Annotated in this window: 21 protein-coding genes and 1 pseudogene; all 22 read left to right on the forward strand. The window is 39.3% G+C overall.

Going from position 1 to position 17,233, the window contains the following annotated elements; translation table 11 throughout:
• The first annotated feature begins 8 nt into the window (after window positions 1-8).
• Complete coding sequence (gene hemZ / locus WMO43_RS06400; RefSeq protein WP_353530650.1) at window positions 9-1,514, forward strand: coproporphyrinogen dehydrogenase HemZ; 1,506 nt, start codon at window positions 9-11, stop codon at window positions 1,512-1,514.
• An 11-nt stretch (window positions 1,515-1,525) separates the two neighbouring features.
• Window positions 1,526-3,385, forward strand: coding sequence for an ABC-F family ATP-binding cassette domain-containing protein (locus WMO43_RS06405; RefSeq protein ID WP_353530651.1), 1,860 nt, complete (start codon window positions 1,526-1,528; stop codon window positions 3,383-3,385).
• A 200-nt stretch (window positions 3,386-3,585) separates the two neighbouring features.
• Window positions 3,586-4,869 carry an AAA family ATPase gene (locus WMO43_RS06410; RefSeq protein ID WP_353530652.1) on the forward strand — a complete coding sequence of 428 codons (1,284 nt, stop codon included), beginning with the start codon at window positions 3,586-3,588 and terminating at the stop codon, window positions 4,867-4,869.
• A gap of 21 nt (window positions 4,870-4,890) precedes the next feature.
• On the forward strand, window positions 4,891-5,523 hold the full coding sequence (locus WMO43_RS06415; protein WP_353530653.1) for a hypothetical protein: 633 nt from the start codon (window positions 4,891-4,893) through the stop codon (window positions 5,521-5,523).
• Window positions 5,524-5,892: 369 nt separating this feature from the next.
• Window positions 5,893-6,399 (forward strand): VanZ family protein, encoded by a 507-nt coding sequence (locus tag WMO43_RS06420; RefSeq protein ID WP_353530654.1) that lies wholly within the window; start codon window positions 5,893-5,895, stop codon window positions 6,397-6,399.
• A 112-nt stretch (window positions 6,400-6,511) separates the two neighbouring features.
• On the forward strand, window positions 6,512-7,204 hold the full coding sequence (locus WMO43_RS06425; protein ID WP_353530655.1) for a LytR/AlgR family response regulator transcription factor: 693 nt from the start codon (window positions 6,512-6,514) through the stop codon (window positions 7,202-7,204).
• Between the two features lie 2 nt (window positions 7,205-7,206).
• Entirely contained in the window at window positions 7,207-8,577 is a 1,371-nt protein-coding gene (locus tag WMO43_RS06430) for an ATP-binding protein (RefSeq protein WP_353530656.1), read from the forward strand.
• A gap of 188 nt (window positions 8,578-8,765) precedes the next feature.
• The gene (locus WMO43_RS06435; protein ID WP_353530657.1) at window positions 8,766-9,608 is read left to right on the forward strand and encodes a FlxA-like family protein; all 843 of its coding nucleotides are present in this window, start codon (window positions 8,766-8,768) and stop codon (window positions 9,606-9,608) included.
• Between the two features lie 79 nt (window positions 9,609-9,687).
• Window positions 9,688-9,951 carry a prevent-host-death protein gene (locus WMO43_RS06440; RefSeq protein WP_177963203.1) on the forward strand — a complete coding sequence of 88 codons (264 nt, stop codon included), beginning with the start codon at window positions 9,688-9,690 and terminating at the stop codon, window positions 9,949-9,951.
• Window positions 9,944-10,246 (forward strand): type II toxin-antitoxin system RelE/ParE family toxin, encoded by a 303-nt coding sequence (locus WMO43_RS06445; protein WP_353530658.1) that lies wholly within the window; start codon window positions 9,944-9,946, stop codon window positions 10,244-10,246. The genes WMO43_RS06440 and WMO43_RS06445 overlap by 8 nt, the downstream gene beginning before the upstream one ends.
• A 128-nt stretch (window positions 10,247-10,374) precedes the next feature.
• Entirely contained in the window at window positions 10,375-11,013 is a 639-nt protein-coding gene (locus WMO43_RS06450; protein ID WP_353530659.1) for a response regulator transcription factor, read from the forward strand.
• Window positions 10,986-11,399: pseudogene (locus WMO43_RS06455) on the forward strand (ATP-binding cassette domain-containing protein); the annotation flags it as partial. The gene WMO43_RS06450 and the pseudogene WMO43_RS06455, both read left to right, overlap by 28 nt.
• A 63-nt stretch (window positions 11,400-11,462) precedes the next feature.
• On the forward strand, window positions 11,463-11,699 hold the full coding sequence (locus WMO43_RS14200) for a histidine kinase dimerization/phospho-acceptor domain-containing protein (protein WP_434784173.1): 237 nt from the start codon (window positions 11,463-11,465) through the stop codon (window positions 11,697-11,699).
• A gap of 161 nt (window positions 11,700-11,860) precedes the next feature.
• Window positions 11,861-12,046 carry a hypothetical protein gene (locus WMO43_RS06465; RefSeq protein ID WP_353530660.1) on the forward strand — a complete coding sequence of 62 codons (186 nt, stop codon included), beginning with the start codon at window positions 11,861-11,863 and terminating at the stop codon, window positions 12,044-12,046.
• A 17-nt stretch (window positions 12,047-12,063) separates the two neighbouring features.
• The gene (locus WMO43_RS06470; protein ID WP_353530661.1) at window positions 12,064-12,282 is read left to right on the forward strand and encodes a hypothetical protein; all 219 of its coding nucleotides are present in this window, start codon (window positions 12,064-12,066) and stop codon (window positions 12,280-12,282) included.
• A gap of 14 nt (window positions 12,283-12,296) precedes the next feature.
• Window positions 12,297-12,521 carry a hypothetical protein gene (locus WMO43_RS06475; protein ID WP_353530662.1) on the forward strand — a complete coding sequence of 75 codons (225 nt, stop codon included), beginning with the start codon at window positions 12,297-12,299 and terminating at the stop codon, window positions 12,519-12,521.
• Window positions 12,522-12,654: 133 nt separating this feature from the next.
• A complete protein-coding gene (locus tag WMO43_RS06480; RefSeq protein WP_353530663.1) occupies window positions 12,655-12,774 on the forward strand; it encodes a helix-turn-helix transcriptional regulator in 120 nt (39 codons plus the stop codon).
• A gap of 527 nt (window positions 12,775-13,301) precedes the next feature.
• Window positions 13,302-14,222 (forward strand): ParM/StbA family protein, encoded by a 921-nt coding sequence (locus WMO43_RS06485; RefSeq protein ID WP_349172316.1) that lies wholly within the window; start codon window positions 13,302-13,304, stop codon window positions 14,220-14,222.
• Between the two features lie 11 nt (window positions 14,223-14,233).
• Complete coding sequence (locus WMO43_RS06490; protein ID WP_227733088.1) at window positions 14,234-14,680, forward strand: ATP-binding protein; 447 nt, start codon at window positions 14,234-14,236, stop codon at window positions 14,678-14,680.
• Between the two features lie 5 nt (window positions 14,681-14,685).
• A complete protein-coding gene (locus tag WMO43_RS06495; RefSeq protein WP_349172317.1) occupies window positions 14,686-14,859 on the forward strand; it encodes a hypothetical protein in 174 nt (57 codons plus the stop codon).
• A gap of 237 nt (window positions 14,860-15,096) precedes the next feature.
• Complete coding sequence (locus WMO43_RS06500) at window positions 15,097-15,600, forward strand: hypothetical protein (protein WP_349172319.1); 504 nt, start codon at window positions 15,097-15,099, stop codon at window positions 15,598-15,600.
• 98 nt (window positions 15,601-15,698) lie between these two features.
• Window positions 15,699-17,141 (forward strand): IS110 family RNA-guided transposase, encoded by a 1,443-nt coding sequence (locus WMO43_RS06505; protein WP_349172320.1) that lies wholly within the window; start codon window positions 15,699-15,701, stop codon window positions 17,139-17,141.
• Window positions 17,142-17,233: the final 92 nt, after the last annotated feature.

Here is a 17,233-nt window from a genome sequence, read left to right on the forward strand (position 1 = left end):
GAAAAAATATGATTACAGTTAGTTTAAATGAGGCAGATTTTGAGTATGACATCCATTCATTAGTGAAGGCTTTTTATCCGAAAGAGGATGTCAAAGTATTTGCCGACAGTGAAAAAATTGCAGAGTTAGAAGAAAAAGAAACTCCATTGTTCCACATGGAGGTTCTTTTTTCGAGAGCAGAAAATGTGATTTCTGCCAGTGTCTTAAATGCAGAAGCGAAGACAGGAGAACCAGCTCTTGCGTCGATGCAGATACAGGTGGATTTTTCTGACAGGAAAGAGACGAAAAACCGCCTGAAACGTGGTATTTATCAGATGTTTTCTGAGTATACGGGACAGACACTTCCGTGGGGAACACTGACCGGAATTCGTCCGACGAAGATCCCGATGAGTATGTTAGAAGAGGGAAAGAGCGAGGATGAGATCCGCACTTTTATGGCAGATACTTATTTTTGCAGCCCGGAGAAAACAGAGCTTAGTATCGACATTGCAAAACGTGAGTTAGGGCTTTTGAACAAATTAGACTATGAGAAAGGCTATAGTCTGTATATTGGGATTCCTTTCTGTCCAAGTACCTGTCTGTACTGCTCCTTTACTTCTTACCCGTTGTCTGCATGGGAAAAGCGTGTGGATGAATATTTAGATGCCTTAGAAAAAGAGATTGACTACACAGCCGAGCAGTATCGGGAGCGGCATCTGAATACGATTTATATTGGAGGCGGTACCCCGACGACTCTGGCACCTTATCAACTGGACAGACTGATCAGAAAAATTAAATCCAGTTTTGATTTATCTCATCTTTTGGAGTTTACAGTTGAAGCCGGAAGACCGGACAGTATTACAAAAGAAAAATTAGAGGTTTTACGTTCCCATGGAATTTCGAGGATTTCGATCAATCCGCAGACCATGAAGCAGGAAACGTTAGAGATTATCGGACGGCATCATACGGTAGAGCAGACCGTTCAGAGCTTTTTAACCGCAAGAGAGTTAGGATTTGACAATATCAATATGGATCTGATCGTAGGACTTCCAAATGAAAATTTAGAGGATGTCCGTCATACGATGGAGCAGTTAGAGGAATTACAGCCGGATAATGTTACTGTACATTCTCTTGCCATTAAACGTGCGGCAAGACTCAATATGTTTAAAGAAGATTATACAAATCTTAAAATGGAGAATACCTGGGAACATATTGAAGTGACGGCAGATTATTGTAAGCGGATGGGCTTGCAGCCTTATTATCTCTACCGCCAGAAAAATATGGCAGGAAATTTTGAGAACGTGGGGTATGCGAAAGAAGGAAAGGCAGGCATCTATAATATCCTGATCATGGAGGAGAAACAGACCATCGTGGCGTGTGGAGCAGGAGCTTCCACGAAACGTGTCTGGAATACGCCAAATCCGGATGGCACACATCGGATCGAACGGTGCGAGAATGTTAAGGATGTAGCTCTTTATATCGAAAGAATTGATGAGATGATTGAGCGGAAAAAGAGGCTTTTTGCAGAGGAATAAGAGGAAACAACATGAATCTGATCAATATAGAGAATCTGACCAAGGTATACACGGAAAGAAAATTATTTGATAATACCTCATTTTCATTGCAGGATGGGGAAAAAGTGGGTGTCATTGGTATCAATGGAACCGGAAAGACAACGCTTTTGCGGATGATCATGGGGGAAGAGGAGACCGATGAGGGAACTGTCACGACTGCAAACCATGTGGTGATGCGTTATCTGCCGCAGCATCCGGAATTTGAGCCGGAAAAAAGCAGTTTAGAATGTGTGCTGGAAGGAAATGTGACGGAAGAAAACCGTTGGTCTGTTGAAAGTGATGCCAAGGCCATGATGACCCGGCTTGGCATTAAAGATTTTATGCAGCCTGCAGGACAATTATCGGGCGGACAGAGAAAACGTCTCGCATTGATATCGGTACTTCTTTCTCCGGCAGACATTCTTTTGTTGGATGAGCCTACGAACCATTTAGATAACGATATGGCAGACTGGCTGGAGGATTATCTGAAAAAATGGAGGGGCGCTCTTATCATGGTAACACATGACCGGTATTTTTTAGACAGTGTGTGCAATCGGATCGTGGAGATTGATAAGGGAAAAATTTATAGTTATCAGACGAATTATTCGGGATATCTGGAACTGAAAACCCAGCGACAGGAAATGGAAGCAGCCAGTGAACGGAAACGTCAGTCGATCCTGCGTGTGGAACTGGAATGGATACGCAGGGGAGCAAGGGCACGTTCTACAAAGCAGAAGGCACATATCCAGCGTTATGAGGAGTTAAGAGATCGTCAGGCTCCTGTGCAGGATTCTCAGGTAGAATTAAGTTCCATTTCCACAAGAATGGGAAAAACGACCGTGGAGTTAGAAAATATCTGTAAGTCTTATGGAGAAAGAAAACTGATCGATGATTTTTCTTATATCTTTTTAAAAGGCGACCGGGTTGGATTTATCGGACCGAACGGCTGTGGAAAGTCTACGTTAATGAAGATTATTGCAGGCATTATTCCACAGGATTCCGGGCAGGTTATTATCGGACAGACCGTGAAAATGGGATACTATGCACAGGAAATAGCCTCAGAAAAAAATGAGGATGCACAGGAGATCAATCTGTCCTATATGGACCCGGCTCAGCGGGTGATTGATTATGTAAAAGATACGGCAGAATATATTCGGACTGTGGATGGAGTCATATCCGCAACAGTCTTATTGGAGCGTTTTTTATTTCCACCGGAAAAACAGTACAGTCCGATCGGAAAGCTGTCCGGTGGAGAAAAGAAAAGATTAAATCTGCTTCGGGTACTGGCGACATCTCCGAACTTTATTTTGTTGGATGAGCCGACCAACAATCTGGATATCGCTACGCTGACTATCTTAGAAGATTATCTGGATCGTTATGAGGGCATTGTTGTTACGGTATCGCATGACCGCTATTTTCTCGATAGGACCATGAAGCGTATTTTTGCCTTTGAAGGAGACGGAAAACTAAGACAATACGAAGGTGGCTATACCGATTATTCTTTGAAAAAATCAGCAGAAAAAGAAGCGGAGGAAGCAGAACAGGAAAAGAAAGCCGGTAATGGAGTAAAAACAGACGCACAGGTTACAAAAAAAGGACAGCGTACCCGTGGTCCTCAGAAGTTGAAGTTTACCTATCAGGAACAACGGGATTATGAAACGATTGAAAGTGAGATCGCCGCACTGGAAGAAAAAATAGATATGCTGGATCAGGAGATGGCAGCAGCTTCTACGGATTTTGTGAAACTCAATCAACTGGTAACGGAAAAAGAGGAAGCGGAAAATCTGTTGGAAGAAAAGATGGACAGATGGATGTATTTAGAAGATCTGGCGGCGAGAATTGCGGAGCAGTAATGAAAATATATTAATATATTAAATTGATATTTTTGAGAAAATTTAAGGGAGACATTTTGGTTGTGGATTAAGGAAGTGTATGCTATTATAGATATGGATTGCCATATATGAAAAATTGAAAAGTCTATATATTTTAAATAAATTAGTAGAAATTTCACAAAATATTATATAAATTGTCATATAGAAAAGGTAGGAAAAATATGCATTTAAAAATTTCAAACGTTGGAAAAATTGAGAGCGCAACAATAGAAATTAACGGGATGACAGTGATTGCTGGCGAGAATAATGCTGGAAAAAGTACTATTGGGAAGACTTTATTTTCTGTATTTAATTCTATGAATAATATGGATGAGAAAATTACTCAGGAAAGAAAAAATAGAGCTAGCTCAATTATTAATAGAACATTACAGGGAAAGATTTCTCATAACGTAATAAATGCATCGTTACGAAGAAGAAATATTAATACAGTTACAAGGGTGTTGTCAGAGACTATTATGGATTATTGGAATAGCGAGACAAAACAAAAATCGGAGGAGCTTATAAGGGAACAAATAGAAAAAAATTCTTTATTTGATAATCAACAGGATATGGAGGAATTTGTCTATGAGTGTGCAGAAAAGTTAGAAGAGTTGTTTACTATTTCTGATAAAAAAGTGATGACAGAAGTGATTACTAGGTGGTTTAATAGAGTCTTTGAAGATCAAATATCTCCGTTGAAGGATGAAAAAATGGAGTCGGAAGTAGAATTGATTATTAAAGATAAAAAGGTTTTATTTACGTTTAGTGAGAATGTATGTACAGATTGGGATTCTGAAATTAATATTTTACATCAGGCATTTTATATAGATAATCCATTTGTGTTGGATTATCTTACAAGTTATTTAGGTACGCCTAGGATTACAGAAGCACATCTTATAAAATACCTTATAAATGAGCAAGAAGACATTTACGATAATATTTTTGATGCTGTTGTAGCGAAGGATAAATTAAATGAAATATATAAAATTCTAGAAGAAGTAATAGAGGGAGATATTGAAACGAATCAGAATGGCGAGTATTATTTTAAGTCAAATAAAGATATAAAACCATTAAACATAGTTAATTTGTCGACGGGATTAAAGTCATTTGCATTAATAAAACGTTTGCTCGAAGTTGGAGCTATAAAGGAAAAAGATGTATTGATATTAGATGAACCAGAAGTGCATTTGCATCCAGAATGGCAATTACTATATGCAAAATTGATAGTATTACTTCAGCGGGAATTTGATTTATCTATGATTATTACAACACATAGTCCATATTTTTTGGATGCTATTGATGTTTTTTCAACAAAATATAACGGGTCTATTAAACCTCATTATTATTTGGCAGAAAATGTGGGGAATACTTCTTTATTACACGATGTATCAGATAATATCGATGCTATTTATAAAAAATTGTCGGATCCGATGCAGATGCTGGAAAATCTAAGATACAATAGTTAATAGGAATATGAGGTGTGGAACGTGCATAAGATTGATGAAGTACAAGGGAGTTTGGAAAAGGCATCGGAGGATAAAGATAATAAGGTATATATGGTTCATAGTCAGCTTCAAGTGTGCTGGTTTGACAAGGTAAAGGAATGGTATGTAAGTGAAAAGATTCCGCTGGCCAATCCTACGCCTAAATCTAATGATGCCTTGTATTTTGATAAAGATGAATGTTTTTTTATAGAATTTAAAAATGGAAGAATTACAAATGAAGTGAATTATGAAGTTAATAAAAAAATATATGATAGTTTGTTCATTCTATTTGATTTGCAATATGTAGATTGTAAAGGGAATGTCGTGAATTCTATTTCTTATACTAGAAAGAATATGATATATATATTAGTTTATAATAAAGAAAACTATAGGAAGTTTGGACAAACAAGGCAGACTAAAGATGGGATAGACCGACAAAAGGCACGATTGCAAGATTCAAATGGAGGAATATCACAATCATATTATAGAGATCAATTATACAAAACTACAAGAAGACTAGCAAAAGAGGAATTTATTTTATTTGGTCTTGATCAATTTAAAAATTATCTTTTCAAAAATGTATATACATTTACAGAAGAAGAATTTCAGCAAAATTTTATTAATGCAAGAGAGTAAGAAGAAGGAATATAGTGGAGGAATGTATTCTTTTTTCTGCTATTATAAGTTTTTTGAAGAAGAATGCTATGATGCTTGGCACTTTATTGGAGAAGGGTGCTAGAATATTAAACATTTTAGTAACAAGACCAATATAGAAAAAATGTATGTTATGAAACAATTGAAAGTGAGAATTGCTGAACAGTAGAATAATCTTTATGTATATATTACGATGTTAAAAATGGAACACACTGTGTTCCATTTTTGAAATGTAGTATTAGTACATTTCAGAAATCTTAATAAAATCTTATAGAAACAGCAAAGAATAAAGAAGCTGCATTTGTTATACTTAATCAAAAATAAGATAACAGAAAAGTGAGGAATTTACATATGAAAAGAAAGTCAAACCACTTCACACAGCTTCTTTTTTTCGTTTATTTGCTGCTTTTGATCTGGATCATACTTTTTAAATTACAGTTTTCCATGGAGGCTTTGGACAGAGGAAGAGCCTTAAATCTCATACCATTTCATTATGGCAAGGGCATTGGAGGAGCATACCATTTCAAAGAGATGCTTGACAATGTCTTAATTTTCATGCCGATGGGAATCTATCTTCAAATGCTTCTTCCTAAGTCAAAATTTTACACAAAAGTACTGGTGATCGCCGGAACAAGTTTGTGCTTAGAAATTGCCCAATATGTTTTGGCGGTTGGACGGACTGACATCACGGATCTGATCACAAATACAGCGGGCGGTTTTTTGGGACTTGCCCTCTATGGTATCGTGAATCGACTATTAAAAGACAGGGCGAAAACGGATAAGTTGTTTTTTGTGATAGCGGTCGTTGTAAGTGTCCTGTTTGTCGGATTGCTGGCGGTGCTTCTTTTGGCAAATTAGTGAGAAGAGAATCTTATTTTAGAATTCACAACATAAAGCAATCCATTCACAACATATGCCTGTCGTAAAAGGAGAATTTTACGATATAATTGTGGGGAAAAGGAGTGGCAAAATGAAGATTGCAATATGTGATGATGAGGCTGCGATCACAGAATGGATGGCGGAAAAAATTAAAACAATATATAAGAATGCAGAGATATGCTGCTATTTATCGGGTGAAGAGTTGCTGGATTCCCAAGAAAAGATAGACATACTGTTTCTGGATATTCAGATGGATGGCAAAGACGGAATGGACACGGCAAGGCAGTTGCGAAAAAACGGTGCAGATACCATGATCATTTTTGTGACAGCATTAGAAGAGTATGTGTTTCAGGCATTTGATGTAGGAGCATTTCATTATCTTGTAAAACCGTTTTCAGAAGAAAAATTTTTTGAAGTGTTACAAAAAGCAGTGGCACAACGAAAGGAACAAAAGAACGAGAAAGAAACGATCATCATATCGTCGAATGGGAAACATATCCAGATGATTCCTGAAGATATTGTGTATGCGGAAGTTTTTAACAGGAAAGTAGTCATACATACCATCCATCAGACCGTTGAGTATTATGGAAAACTGAAAGAGTTAGAAGAAAAATTAGGAGATGATTTTTATCGTCCTCATAGAGCATACCTTGTGAATTTTAAATATGTCAGAAAATATGATGCCTCTAATATCTATTTAGAACAGGGGCAGGTATTGATGGCAAAACGGAATTATCCGAATTTTGTAAAACAATATATGCAATATAACCAAAGGAGAATATGAGGATGGAGTTCTATTGGAAAATTGCAGCAGTGACAGAAATCGTGCTTGAAATGTTTTTGATGGGATATTTTCTGTATCGTTTTACAAAACCGTTTTTAAAGCAGAAAAAATATGCATGGGGAATTGGAGTCATCTATCCGGTTACCATGCTTACTTTATATTTCATGCCGGCACAGATCAGTAATTTCGCAGCATACAGCATTGGCATTTGGCTTGCGTTTGTTGTTATGTGCATGATAGATCGAAGAAATTATAAACAGAAAATCTTTATTACCGTCACATTTTATGCGATACGCTGGCTGTCAGTTTATCTGGCACAGACACTTTGTGACGTGTTATATCAAAACATTGTATACACAACATATATGCGGGGACATGAAAATATGCAGCTCGCGCTATTTGTAGCAGTCAATCTGCTGGGGGTGGTATGCATTGCCGTGATTGTTGGACTAAGCTGTTATTTCATGGTAAATGCCTATGTTTACAAGGATGAAGAGATGACAGTAAAAGAACTGTTCATGCTGAGCACTCCGTCTGTAACGGGGATGACCGGGTATGCCATTATGCAGTATTACCAGACTTATTACGAAAGTCATGCGGGAAACAGGGCAGAAAATATGTATAGCATACTTGCTATTGCACATTATACGATCTTTTTGATCCTGATCGTTGTTGTGATCATTTTATTTCAGAGTATTAAGGCAGGACAGGAAGAAAAATTGCAAAGCGAATTGCTTGAGACACAGATCGAGGATACCAGACGACATATCGAGCAGGTGGAAAATCTGTATCACGATATCCGAAGCCTGAAACACGATATGGCAAACCATGTTATGACGTTAGAGCAGTTGTATGAAAAAAATGAGATCCGGCAGGCGAAAGAATATACCGACAGTTTAAAAAATGCACTATATGATGCAACAAAACAGGTAAAAAGCGGAAATCCGGTAACAGATGTGATCCTTGTGGAATATCAGGAAAAAGCACACAAAAAAGGGATTATTTTTGAGAGCAGTTTCTTTTATCCGGAGAATGAAAAACTGGATGCGCTGGATGTGAGTGTCATTTTAAATAATGCATTGGAAAACGCAGTAGAGGCAGCAGGAGCGTATAAGGAAAATCACGAACAGTCCCATGTCAGGATATGTTCTTATCGAAAAAGTAACGCCTATATGATAGAAGTGGTAAACAGTTTTGAGGGAGTAGTGGAGATGAATTCTGATACGGGGTTACCGGTCACCCAAAAACAGACAAAAGGACATGGATACGGCCTGTCTAATATTAGACAGGCAGCAGAGAAATATTATGGTGGAATCGATATCCGGTATGAAAACGACCGCTTTCGACTGGTGGTCATGCTGATGTTGGCATAAAGACATTTTTTAAGTATTTTTTTGTGTGTTCACAACAGAAAACGGCTGCTTCACAACAATGTGGTTCATTGGGCAAAAAAGTATTCCGACAATATCTGTAAGAGAGCAGATTTACTCTGTAATGGATGTAAAATGACACATTCATTTCATACACGGAAGTGACAGATATTTTGGAAAGGAGACCAATTATGAGAATCAATGTTACAGACAGAACAGGTGCCGCACAGGCAGGCACCACTTTAAGGAACGGAGGAATGCAGTCAGACTCTTATACGAAAAATATCCAGAGACAGATTGCAGACGCACAGCAAAAGTTACAGGACTTATCTTCAAATGAGGAACTTTCCTTAGAAGATAAGATGAAAAAGCGTCAGGAGATACAGCAGGAGATTACGAATCTCAATCAACAGTTAAGACAGCATCAGATGGAGCAAAGAAGAGAGCAGCAAAGTCAAAAATCTTCCTCCATGGATGATATGATCGCCGGTACGAAACATACATCCGCAAAAAAAGGCACGGGATTGTCACAGGCAAGCATGCAGGCGATCATTTCAGCAGATACTTCCATGAAGCAGGCAAATGTGCAGGGAAGTGTAGCTGCCGGATTGAAAGGAAGAGCAGAAGTATTAGAATCTGAGATCAGGCAGGATGCCGGCAAAGGGAATACAGAAAAGAAAGAGCAGGAACTGGCAGATATACAGGGAAAAGTGCAGTCAGCAACTGCACAGCAGATGTCAATGGTTGCCCGTGCAAACCAGGAGGTAGAAGAAGCCGCAAAGGTAGATAGCGCAGAGAATACGGAAAAAACAGAGAGTGCAGATAAAACAAACAATACAAATAAAACAGGAAATGCAGATAGAACAGATAATGTAGATAAAATAGAGAATGCAAATAAAGTAGGCAATACAGATCGTGCAGAAAAAGAAAAGCAAAAAACGGAGAGTTCTGATATGGTGGAATCATCTGCAAAGCCGAATGAACAGAGTGCAACAGAACAGGTTGGTTATAAACCGATTGATGTTAAATTGTAAGTTGGAGAAGTTCGAAGTTGCTCATTGTGTGAAATACATAATTATGCTATAATTATGCCATAGAAAGGAGTGAGCCAATATGCCTCTTATCATGCCTATTAAGGAATTGCGCAATACAACTGAAATTTCTAACATTGCACATAAGCAGCAGGAACCTATCTTTATTACGAAAAACGGGTATAGTGATCTGGTAGTAATGAGCAGTGAATTATATGACAAATTCGCACGAATTAACCGCATTGACCAGGCTATTTATGAATCTGAACAGGAAGTCTTGAATGGGGCAGAAGCAACAGATGCCAATATAGTATTTGAAGAACTGGAGAAAAAGCATTTTGGATAAATACCAGGTAAAGATGAACCCAAGGGCGATACGCGAATTAAACAGTATTTACGAATATATTGCAAATGAAAAGTCTGATATCGAGAATGGAAAAAAGCAGTTAGAAAGAATTAAAAAAGCTATTTTGAAGTTAGCAATTTTTCCATATTCTCATCAGGAACGTACGGAGGGCAGATATGCGAAAGATGGTTATAGGCAGTTGTTGATCGATAATTATATTGTTATTTTTCGTATTGATGAAGTCAATAAAATCGTTTACGTTATAACGGTACAATATCAGGGACAAAACCTATGAACCGGGCACCAAATGATGTAAGATAGATCATTTGGTGCTTTTATATATATTCAAAAAACATTTGACAAGTGACCAAACGGTTACTATAATACAGAGTAATTAACAGACAAACCAAGAAGGAGAGTAACATGGAAACCATTCTGATCATTGACGATGATGTTGCAATCGGTAATCTCGAACAGGAAGTGTTAGAGCGGGAGGGCTATACGGTGCAGCGTGCCTATTCCGGAACGGAAGCACTGTTGCTTTTAAAAGAAAAGAAACCGAGTCTGATATTGTTAGATTTAATGTTACCCGGAATGTCCGGCGAGGATATTTTACCCCAGATACAGGGAATTCCCGTAATCGTTGTCAGTGCCAAAACAGCGGTAGAAGATAAAGTGGAGTTGTTGCTCGGCGGTGCAGTCGATTATCTGACCAAGCCATTTGATACCAAGGAGCTGCTTGCGAGGATTGCAGTCCGTTTAAGAGAAAAATCCTCGCCCCGGTTATCTCCCGTTTACACCTATGAGGAACTGACGATAGACACGGCATCACATTCTGTTTGCGTTGCCGGAAAACAGATTAATTTAACAAGAACAGAATATGCCATTTTAAAACTTCTGATGCAAAATCCCGAACAGGTAATAGCGAAATCCGTTTTATTAGACTGCATCAGCATGGATACCCCGGATTGTACGGAGAATTCCTTAAAGACACATATCAGCCATTTGCGAAGTAAATTGAGAGAGGTATCAGGCAAACACCGTCCATTTATATGGACATGACTGCAGCAGATAATATCAGGCAGCAGTATCGTGTGTTAGGAGTGCCGTCAGACGAAGGAATTTCGGACTTACTATGTCTTGTCGGATTGGAAAATACCGGCAATAAGAAAGTAAAGAATTTTTCTCTGGGGATGCGGCAGAGACTTGGGATTGCAGTGGCATTAGCAGGTAATCCGGATTTTCTGGTATTGGATGAGCCGGTCAATGGACTGGACCCGCAGGGTATTATCGAAATGCGCGAATTGATCTTAAAATTGAACAGGGAGCATGGGATCACGGTTTTGATCTCCAGTCATATTTTAGATAAACTGGCGCGTCTTGCGACTTACTATGGTTTTATTGACAGTGGACATATGATCCGGGAAATGAGTGCCGAGGAATTAGAGGAAAAGCTGGAACTGGACACAAATACATTACTTTCAATCTCATCCGGTGACCGGGCAGTCCGCATGCTGGCTGCCCGCATCAATGCTCAGCTTCGTGGGCTGCGAAAGGAACGTTTGCGCCTGCAAAATGGAGATGCTGAGTTAAAAACTGCCATTACGAATATCTCACATGATCTGCGTACACCGCTGACCGCAATCTGTGGTTACCTTGACCTCTTAGAGCAGGAAAACCATACGGAAAATTCCAGACGTTATCTGGCGGTGATCAGGGAACGTACAGATGCCATGAACATCTTCTAAAAGAATTTTTAAAATATTCCCTTAAAAGTTTAGAGTGTCAAAAGACGGTTCAAAAGACAGCTCACAACTTAGTGGCTGGCAAATTGCACAAAACTGGGATTGCTTTTGTGACTTTGGGAGAAAATTAGTAAATCTTAGTCTGGCTGTTCATATATAGTGTTTTGCTGCCATGGACGGCAGCAAAAGTCTTAACACCCCATGGACTGATGGATTATGGACTGGACAAACAGACCGGAAAATATGAAGCAGCTGACCGGAAAAAAGATCTGATGGACGAGTACCTGAAATGGTTTTGTGAAGAAAACGCAGTGGAAAGAAACCGCGAAGATACAGAGCAGCGGGTTTAACAGAGGAGAAAGGAAGCATGAAAAAAAGTTTATTAAATTATTGTGGATTGTTAGGGATTGTGGCATTTTTGTCTTATACGGCAGCAGTTGTTTTTTCTCCTATGGCATATCCGGGGTATGACTGGATGGCGCAGGCGGTCAGTAATCTGAGTGCGGCAAATGCACCATCACTTTCTCTGTGGAATCAGTTGAGCAGCCTGTATGATGTATGCACATCGTCTCTACAGTGTTGGTAGTAGTTTTGTCTATCGTGTCATTAGTCATAATTATCATTGCGGGGATCAAAGATAAGAGCTGCAGATCCTATGGTATCTGTGCAGGGATTGCATTAGGAATGATGTTGGTAGGAGCATTGGGGATGAACATGGTTCCAAAAGCATATTTTGGAGTCGTAGAACGGTTCAGTGTCTTTGCTGCCACAGGATTTAATGCGGTGCTTGGCATACATCTTTATCTGATGGATTCTAAACGGTAAAGAAGATTTTGGATACCAAGATATAAAGTAACGCAACCAAAGTTAACATGAATCTGAATAAAATGATAAGTTTGTATGGTGTAAAAAGAGATAAAACGGAGCTATAATAGACTCATCAGAAAAGAGATGGTCTATGGTGTTAGCAGAAAATCTGGTTATACTGCGGAACGTAAAAGGCATGACACAGGAACAGGTCGCAGAGGTCATAGGGATTTCCAGACAGTCTTACGCAAAATGGGAACAGGGTGTTTGAGTTATAATAGGACCAAGTTAGATGAAACCCAGTAAAATCAAGGGGTTATGCCTAATTTAGTCCTTGTTTTTATACCATTTTAGCGGTAAAGATAGGGCAGCGCTGCAATATTAAACCGAAAATCCAAGTCAGTATCACAGATGTCCGCAATCAGTCTGAGAGTGAATCTGTGTGCTTAGATTAGGTACAATTTTATATCAAAAACATTTAGTGAGGACTAAATTAGCACTTGAGATGGAATACTCCATCAGCTGGTTTGGTCCTCTTTTTATTTGAGAGGAGTGGTCGAATGGGCAAGGTGTTAATTTGGTTCGTAATCATTATTAGTACAGTGGTTCTCTACTGTCTTATGAAAGTTAAGGCAGAGAGTGATGAACTGTATGAGGAATTAATGAGAAAGCATTTTTATGGCAGGTCAGATGATATTCCTGCATCTGACAAAACTGAGCACTTGAAAGGGTGTGGGTAATTATATGAAATTTTGCAAAACAATAATGCAGACAATACAGAAAAGGAGTGAAAGGAACATGAATAACAAATTAGAAGTAATCGGCATTGATCATGGCTGGTCAATGATGAAAACAATCTTTCAGGTATTTGTCACAGGAGTTAAGGAGATTACAACATCTCCGGCACTTTTCGGTGATGTACTTGAGTATGAAGGAAAGTTTTACAAGGTCGGAACTGTAAGGCAGGAAGTAAAGGATACAAAGGTCGAAGATGACAGCTTTTATCTTCTCACTCTTGCAGCAGTTGCTAAGGAACTTAAAAGAAGAGGTCTTGCAGAGGCAAAGGTATTTCTTGCTGTAGGACTTCCACTTACAAGATTTGGAGCTGAGAAGAATGACTTTATCAAGTACCTGACAAAGAATAAGCGTGTAAACTTCAAATATGAGAATGAGTCATATCATATTGAAATTGATGATGTGGCAGTATTCCCTCAGTGTTATGCAGCAGTAGTGGATAAGATTCCTACAATGGCAAAGAAAACGCTGATAGTAGATATCGGTAGCTGGACAATCGACATTATGCCGGTAATCAACAAGTCACCGGATGAATCAAAGTGTGTGACGATACCAAAAGGTCTTATTACCTGTATGCGTTCTATCAATGAACAATGTGTAAGACAACTTAACGGAGAGGTAGACGAGTCAGAGATACAGAACATCATGCGATATGGCAGGTCAGATATTGATGATGAATACTTTGCCATTATCAAGGCAGAGATAGAGGATTTTGTTGATAAGGTGTATAACTCAATCCGTGAGTTTGGGTATAACTTAAAGACTACACCGATTGTATTTGTCGGTGGCGGGGCAGTTGTGATGAAAAATTTTGGTAGTCACGATGCCAAGAACATTTCCTATAACCTTGATGTAAAGGCAAATGCAAGAGGATATGAGCAGCTTGCCACAATGGGACTTAAAAGCACTAAGCGATTATCATAAGGAGGCAGATGATGGGAAGAAGACTTGAATATGAAGTAAAAACTTCTGTCCGCCTTAACATGAGCAATCCTCAGCATGTGAAAATCAATGATGTGATTCAGAACCTTGATCCGAAGATTTTCAAATCTAAGAACCAGTTCATCATAGATGCGATTCAGTTTTACATTGATAATTATGGAAAAGAAACCTTTGTTATCAAGAAGAAGGAAAAAGAGAGGGCTGAATATATCCGGTCAGAAGATATTGATGACATTAAGGAAGAGGTCATTGAAGCAGCAACCAATGAGGCTAGAAAAGAGGTAATAAAGCTGTTAGGCGGAGTGATATCCGGGATGAATGTTGGTCAGCCGGTAATAATGCAGGCAGCCAATAGTGAAGCACAAGAACCTACAGAAGATGTTATGGACGATGCAGATGTTGCAGGACTTGCAATGGGATGGATGTCGAAAGGAGACTGATTATTATGAGAAGAGTTATGGGAGCCGTAGGAACAGTAATTTTAGAGATACTCAAGTGGATATTAAGGATAATTCTTGGAGCTTTGAAGCTGGTCTTAGGACTTGCCAGAATAATTCTTTTTCTATTCGCTATGGTGGCAAGGGTATTTCTTTCATTCGTAAGAATGGGCACATTCTGAGAGGAGGTGAGCATATATGCAGGCAAAGGGTTTATTCTTGAATTATAAGAAAAACAGACGACTTATGCAGTATTTCTTTAAAATAAGAGAGCTGGTATAATGAAAGGAGTTTAAGATGCACAGAATACGGGACAGTCCTATGTGTCCCGTGCATTACAGATAAATAGTTCACCGCAAGGGTGGATGGCACGGAACACAAAGCCCGTCCCTCTTGCGGAGAAGGGATGGGTGATGACTATGAAGAAGATAAGTATTATCTTATTATCCGCAGTACTGGTCTTTTCAATGGCTGCCTGTAATGGAGGTAAGGAAAAGGCTGATAATCAGACAGAGAAACAGACGGAAAGCGTAAAGCCAACTGAAGAAGTAGAAATGGCAACGAAAGCTGTCACAGAGGTCACAACCGAAGTTGGAAGTGAAGAGACAGAGAAAGATATTGCCGAGGTTAAAGATTCAGAAGAGAAGATTGATAAAGAAGATAACCGGTCCGCTGATAATGAAACTGATTCAAAGCAGGAAGAAAAGCCAAAGCAGAATGACGAGCCGGAACAGAAAGCTCCTGTAAATGATAATGAGGAAGCTGGTGGAAATCAGAGTAATGCAGGTAATGGTGGTCAGACTACAGACAGTCCGAAAGACAATGTGAGCAATCCACAGCCTGCATCCGTGGCGTACAGTCCACAGAATGTTGTGTCACTTGCAACAGCAAAGTGTCAGGCAGGAGCTTCCTGTATACTTTAAAGAGTAAAAGGAATTGACCCAAAAGAATACCTCAAGTAAATTTAGATTATTACTGACCTGCCAGTTGGTAAAATCTAAAAACACAAGAGGTATTCAAGATGAATGTTAAAGCAACAAGAACAAAAAAGCAAGTAAATGTAGAAAATCAGGCAATAAAGCTTCTGTCAAAAGAAGAATTGGGCATAAAAATAGAGGTGATTAAAAAAGAACTGAGATCCTATACCTGGCGAGACTTGGAAACAAATGGTAAGTTTGCTAAGAACGATAAACTCTCCTTCATTACGGATGACATGCTTATAGCAGGATGCGATATAGGCAGTGAGACTCATTATATTAGGGCAATCGATGTCAGAGGAAGAGAGCTAAGCAGCAGGGCATTCGAGTTTAGCAATACTTCAGAAGGCTTTGCGAATGCCAAGGCATGGATGCTGGCACTTGCGGCAAAAAACGATAAGAAACAGATAGCGCTGGGTCTTGAACCGACAGGCCACTACTGGTTTGCATTGGCTGCATGGATGGTTTCTAACGGAATCAGCGTTGTCCAGGTAAATCCATATGCTGTAAAGCAGAGTAAAGAAATAGAAGACAATAGCCAGCTCAAGGATGACAGAAAAGATCCGAAACTGATTGCGAACCTTGTAAAAGATGGAAACTACGGAATGCCTTATCTTCCAGAAAAAGTTTACGCGGACATGAGAAGACTCTCCATGTTCAGGGATCAGCTTACCGAAGACAGGATAAGAAATATCAACCGCCTTCACAGGGAATTAAAAATCTATTTTCCAGAATACATGGACGCATTTGGAAAAATAGATGGGGCATTTACTTTGGAAGTACTGAAAGTATCAGCTATCCCATCGGATATCACAGCACTGGGAGCAGAAGGCATAAAAAATATCTGGCACAATGAAAAACTGAGAGGACGCGGTTACAGCAGAGCCAATGAAATCGTGAGCTATGCAGAGAAAAGTGTGGGATTAACGGATGGAACAGATGCAGGGCGTGAGGCAGTGAAATGGTATGCAGAACAGATCCTGAAGCTGGATGAACAGCTTGCTGTGATTGAAAGTACTTTACATGAAAAATGCAGGGAAATACCTTACGCAGAAAACATACTTGAAATCAGAGGTGTAGGTGAAAACATACTGGCTGGAATACTGGCAGAAATGGGAGATATCAGCAGATTTGATGATGTGAAGGAAATCCAGAAGCTAAGCGGGATGGGGCTGGTGGCATGCAGTTCAGGCAAGCATAAAGGACAGACGAAAATCAGCCACAGAGGACGCAAGAGACTCCGGTATTGGCTGTTCCAAGCGGCAAAATCGGCGGTGTCGCATGCAGATGAATTTAAGCAGCTACATGAGTACTATACAACACGAACCAACAATCCGCTGAAAAAGATGCAGTCACTGGTTGTGATAGCCTGCAAGATACTGAGGGTGAGTTACACGATCCTAAAGACAGGGACAACTTATGACCCGCAGAAACTGTTGAAAGATATTAAACGACCAACGGCTTCACAGGCACCAATGGCAGCATAGCAAATAAAATAAAAGAAGTAACTCCAGAACTCTGTCGAGTGGCTGATGGAAGGCATCGGAGACTGGACAGGGTTCTGGAAAAGAAACCCGTA

Origin of the sequence: Maccoyibacter intestinihominis (genome assembly GCF_040096355.1) — a bacterium.
Classification (GTDB): Bacteria; Bacillota; Clostridia; order Lachnospirales; family Lachnospiraceae; genus Maccoyibacter; species Maccoyibacter intestinihominis.

Bases quoted from the DNA above. Each gene is read 5' to 3' on its own strand.
- WMO43_RS06425 (WP_353530655.1), top strand. From the start codon at position 6,512: ATGAAGATTGCAATATGTGATGATGAGGCTGCGATCACAGAATGGATG.
- WMO43_RS06490 (WP_227733088.1), top strand. From the start codon at position 14,234: ATGGGAAGAAGACTTGAATATGAAGTAAAAACTTCTGTCCGCCTTAAC.
- WMO43_RS06480 (WP_353530663.1), top strand. From the start codon at position 12,655: ATGGTGTTAGCAGAAAATCTGGTTATACTGCGGAACGTAAAAGGCATG.
- WMO43_RS06470 (WP_353530661.1), top strand. From the start codon at position 12,064: ATGAAAAAAAGTTTATTAAATTATTGTGGATTGTTAGGGATTGTGGCA.
- hemZ (WP_353530650.1), top strand. From the start codon at position 9: ATGATTACAGTTAGTTTAAATGAGGCAGATTTTGAGTATGACATCCAT.
- WMO43_RS06485 (WP_349172316.1), top strand. From the start codon at position 13,302: ATGAATAACAAATTAGAAGTAATCGGCATTGATCATGGCTGGTCAATG.
- WMO43_RS06435 (WP_353530657.1), top strand. From the start codon at position 8,766: ATGAGAATCAATGTTACAGACAGAACAGGTGCCGCACAGGCAGGCACC.
- WMO43_RS06505 (WP_349172320.1), top strand. From the start codon at position 15,699: ATGAATGTTAAAGCAACAAGAACAAAAAAGCAAGTAAATGTAGAAAAT.
- WMO43_RS06440 (WP_177963203.1), top strand. From the start codon at position 9,688: ATGCCTCTTATCATGCCTATTAAGGAATTGCGCAATACAACTGAAATT.
- WMO43_RS06495 (WP_349172317.1), top strand. From the start codon at position 14,686: ATGAGAAGAGTTATGGGAGCCGTAGGAACAGTAATTTTAGAGATACTC.
- WMO43_RS06420 (WP_353530654.1), top strand. From the start codon at position 5,893: ATGAAAAGAAAGTCAAACCACTTCACACAGCTTCTTTTTTTCGTTTAT.
- WMO43_RS14200 (WP_434784173.1), top strand. From the start codon at position 11,463: ATGCTGGCTGCCCGCATCAATGCTCAGCTTCGTGGGCTGCGAAAGGAA.
- WMO43_RS06430 (WP_353530656.1), top strand. From the start codon at position 7,207: ATGGAGTTCTATTGGAAAATTGCAGCAGTGACAGAAATCGTGCTTGAA.
- WMO43_RS06410 (WP_353530652.1), top strand. From the start codon at position 3,586: ATGCATTTAAAAATTTCAAACGTTGGAAAAATTGAGAGCGCAACAATA.
- WMO43_RS06450 (WP_353530659.1), top strand. From the start codon at position 10,375: ATGGAAACCATTCTGATCATTGACGATGATGTTGCAATCGGTAATCTC.
- WMO43_RS06500 (WP_349172319.1), top strand. From the start codon at position 15,097: ATGAAGAAGATAAGTATTATCTTATTATCCGCAGTACTGGTCTTTTCA.
- WMO43_RS06405 (WP_353530651.1), top strand. From the start codon at position 1,526: ATGAATCTGATCAATATAGAGAATCTGACCAAGGTATACACGGAAAGA.